Origin of the sequence: Nonomuraea rhizosphaerae (assembly GCF_019396405.1) — a bacterium.
Lineage (GTDB): Bacteria > Actinomycetota > Actinomycetes > Streptosporangiales > Streptosporangiaceae > Nonomuraea > Nonomuraea rhizosphaerae.
Genome location: NZ_JAHKRL010000290.1, coordinates 1 through 3,935, shown reverse-complemented (window position 1 = coordinate 3,935; position 3,935 = coordinate 1). Strand labels below are relative to the sequence as shown.

The window sequence follows — 3,935 nt, the reverse complement described above, 5'->3', positions numbered from 1 at the left end:
CGCTCGCCCGCTCGCCCGCTCGCCCGCTCGCCCGCTCGCCCGCTCGCCCGCTCGCCCGCTCGCCCGCTCGCCCGCTCGCCCGCTCGCCCGCTCGCCCGCCACTTCTACCCTCCGCCCCCTGCTGCCCACCCACTCCCTCCCGTCTGCCGCCCTCCACCTGGTCGCACACTGCCTGCCGCTTGCCACTCGCCTCTACTGCCGCCTGCTGTATGCCGCCATTGTCCGCTCGCCGTCCGAACAAGGCGCGCATCACTCGCCGTTCGGCCGTGCTACACGTTGCCCGTCGACTGCTAGCCCCTCCATGCTGGCCAGCACTCATCGGTGTCGAGCCGACGATCCCTTCTCCCGACCCATGTCGTGGCAGCGGACCTGCGTTATGTCGATCCGTCTCCGCGTGCGCCGCCCGTACGGCCGTACGGCTATCCGGAGGACAGGTGAGCGCAGCCGAGCCGGCGATGGGCGGATCATTGTCGGAAGATTGCTTCGCGTGGCTGCCAATCGATCCTCTTGGCCCCTTCGCCCATGGAGAACGGCATCTCGCAGCTTGGCGCTGAGCCCGCGACCTGGGCGAATCATGCACTGCACTCGAGATGCGTCGTGTTCGGCTGGCCACGTTTGCGCCCTCACTGGGCGGGCGAACGACCGAGGAGGCTCCATAAGGCATGGAGTTCGTCGTGACGCAGTCCGCTGGAAGGCAGAAATCCCAAGAGCGTCGCAGCATGCAAGATCACGTCCAGGACCGGCGGAGACATCCGGTAATCCCGGCTGAGGAGGCAACAAATAGGGGCTGCGGGCAGGCAAAGCGGGGTGGCGGCGTCCACCGGTTTTGCGAATCCAGGTAGCGTTCGCACTATGGCATCGCCAACTGGAACCACCGACGCGCCCTTCGGCCGCATGCTGACCGCGATGGTCACGCCGTTCACTCCAGACGGTGCGGTCGATTACGACGCCGTACGGCGCCTCGCCATGTATCTGGTGGACGAGCAGCGCAACGACGGCTTGATCGTCAGCGGGACGACCGGCGAGTCGCCCACCACCTCCGACGAGGAGAAAGAGCGCATTCTGCGCACGGTGCTCGAGGCGGTTGGTGACCGGGCGACTGTGGTGGCCGGAGCGGGCACCAACGACACTCACCACAGCATCTTGCTCGCCAGGACCGCCGCCCGCGCGGGCGCTCACGGGCTGCTCGTTGTGACGCCGTACTACAACAAGCCGCCGCAGGAGGGCCTGTACCAGCACTTCACCGCGGTGGCCGATGCGACGGACCTTCCGGTGATGCTGTACGACATTCCCGGACGTAGCGGCGTACCCATCAAGATCGAGACCTTGATCAGGCTCGCTCAGCATGAGCGCATCGTTGCTGTGAAGGACGCCAAGGGCGACCTGTTCGAGGGCAGCAAGGTGATGACGGTGACCGATCTCGCCTTCTACTCGGGCGATGACCTGCTCAACCTGCCCTGGCTGTCCGTGGGGGCGGCCGGGTTCGTCAGCGTTGTCGGGCATGTGGTCGGCGCCGATCTGGCCCGCATGATCGGTCTGTACCGGAACGGTGACGTCGCCCAGGCGCTCGCCGTGCACCGTCAGGTGGCGCCCGTGATCGAAGGCATCATGTTGAGCGCGGGCGGCGCGATCATGGCCAAGGCGGCCCTGGGCATGGTAGGAGTGCCGGTCGGACCGGTACGGCTGCCACTGGTGGCCGCAACAGAGAAGCAGATCGCCGAGCTGCGCGCTTGCCTGGTAGCCGGCGGGGTGAAGTTGACAGACGCATAGACACGGGGAGGAACCGGGAGTTTTGAGAACACGATTTGACCAAGGGGCCAGGCATGAGCCATCCGCATCCTGAGCTCGGCCCTCCACCGGCGCTGCCTGAGGGCGGCCTGCGCATTGTCGCGCTGGGCGGGCTGGGTGAGATCGGCAGAAACATGGCTGTCTTCGAGTACGACGGCCGATTGCTGATCGTCGACTGCGGGGTTCTGTTCCCCGAGCCGGACCAGCCGGGCGTCGACCTGATCCTGCCCGACTTCGAGTACATCAGGGACCGGCTCGACGATGTCGAGGCCGTGGTCCTGACACACGCACACGAAGATCACATCGGTGCGGTGCCGTACCTTCTGCGCGAACGACGCGATATTCCGCTCATCGGATCCAGGCTGACGCTGGCTCTCATCGAGGCCAAACTCACCGAACATCGGATCCAGCCGACCAAGCTTGAAGTGGTCGAGGGCGAACGACACAGGTTCGGCCCGTTCGACTGCGAGTTTCTCGCGGTCAACCATTCGATCCCGGACGCGTTGGCCGTGGCCATCAGGACGCCGGCCGGCATTGTGCTGCACACCGGCGACTTCCGGATGGACCAGTTGCCGAGTGACGGTCGCCTCACCGATCTCGGAGGCTTCGCGCGGCTCGGCACCGAGGGCGTCGACCTGCTGATGTCCGACTCGACCAACGCTGAAGTGCCCGGGTTCGTCACCAGCGAGAGGGAGATCGGCCCGGTCATCGACGAGGTGATCCGTACCTCGGAGCAGCGCGTCATCGTAGCCAGCTTCGCCTCGCACGTACACCGCATCCAGCAGGTCATGGACGCGGCGGCCAGACATAACCGCAAGGTGGCACTCGTCGGCCGGTCGATGGTGCGCAACATGGGTGTGGCCCGCGATCTCGGCTACCTCAAGGTGCCGCCGGAGCTGATCGTCGACTCCCGCGACATCGAGGAGTGGCCGCCGGAGGACGTGGTGCTCGTCTGCACCGGTTCGCAGGGCGAGCCGATGGCCGCGCTGTCGAGGATGGCCAATCGGGATCACCCGATCCGCATCGCCGAGGGCGACACCGTGCTGCTGGCATCGTCGCTGGTGCCGGGCAACGAGACCGCCGTCAACAAGGTGATCAACGGCCTCACTCGCTGGGGTGCCCGCGTCGTGCACAAGGGCAATGCCAAGGTGCACGTCTCCGGACACGCGGCCGCCGGAGAGCTCCTCTACGTGCTGAACCTCACCCGTCCGTCCAACTTCATGCCGGTCCACGGTGAATGGCGGCACCTGCGGGCACACGCCAAGCTCGCCGCGCTGACCGGTGTGCCCGACGACCACATCGTGATCGCTGAGGACGGTGTCGTGGTCGACCTGGTCGACGGCCGGGCGAAGATCGTCGGTGCGGTCCATGCCGGATATGTCTACGTTGATGGCTCGTCCGTCGGCGAGATTACCGACACCTCGCTGAAGGACCGCAGGATCCTGGGCGACGAGGGCTTCATCTCGGTCGTCGTCGTGGTGGACTCCAGCACCGGCAAACTCACCGGAGGACCGGAGATCCACGCGCGCGGCTCCGGCATCGATCCGGCGCAGTTCGAGGAGTTCATTCCACAGATCGAGAAAGCCCTTGAGGAGAAGGCGGCCGACGGCGTGATCGACACGCAGGAGATCCGCCGGGTGGTGCGCCGCACGGTCGGGCGCTGGGTGAGCGACACCTACCGCCGTCGCCCGATGATCATCCCTGTGGTGCTTGAGGTCTGACCTTCGTACGGGTACGGCAGGCATGCGCGCCTGCCGTACCTCTGGCGGCGGTCGGACGGAGCACTCGCTTCGGGGATCGGCCGCGTAGCCACTTCGATGTTCGCTATGACCCTCGTCTCTGCTGAGGCGCAGGGTCTCGGTTTCTTGCATGGAGCTCCTTCAAGCTGAGGTGAACGAGCGGCCTCCAGCGCCGCTTCGACGGCGTGCTGGACCGGGCAGCTCGGGCCGGCGACGAAACGATCAGCTCGGGCGCGACAACTGAGGGCGCCACAAGCTCAGACATCCCTACGGCGTTATCAGCCATACGCCCATGGCCACCGGCAGCACCGCGTAGGCGGCCAGCACGACGGGCGCCACTGCGGGCGGCAGCAGCGAGGCGTACACCGACTGTGTGGAGGGGGTGGCGGTGGTCTCACGTGGGGGCGC

At 66.6% G+C, this 3,935-nt stretch carries 2 protein-coding genes; both read left to right on the top strand.

The window, feature by feature from the left end; translation table 11 throughout:
* The first annotated feature begins 852 nt into the window (after positions 1-852).
* Positions 853-1,770: a 4-hydroxy-tetrahydrodipicolinate synthase gene (gene dapA / locus KME77_RS14815; protein ID WP_219467227.1), complete on the top strand. Its 918-nt coding sequence runs from the start codon at positions 853-855 to the stop codon at positions 1,768-1,770.
* A 53-nt stretch (positions 1,771-1,823) separates the two neighbouring features.
* Positions 1,824-3,509 (top strand): ribonuclease J, encoded by a 1,686-nt coding sequence (locus KME77_RS14810; protein ID WP_219467225.1) that lies wholly within the window; start codon positions 1,824-1,826, stop codon positions 3,507-3,509.
* Positions 3,510-3,935: the final 426 nt, after the last annotated feature.

Bases quoted from the DNA above. Each gene is read 5' to 3' on its own strand.
- dapA (WP_219467227.1), top strand. From the start codon at position 853: ATGGCATCGCCAACTGGAACCACCGACGCGCCCTTCGGCCGCATGCTG.
- KME77_RS14810 (WP_219467225.1), top strand. From the start codon at position 1,824: ATGAGCCATCCGCATCCTGAGCTCGGCCCTCCACCGGCGCTGCCTGAG.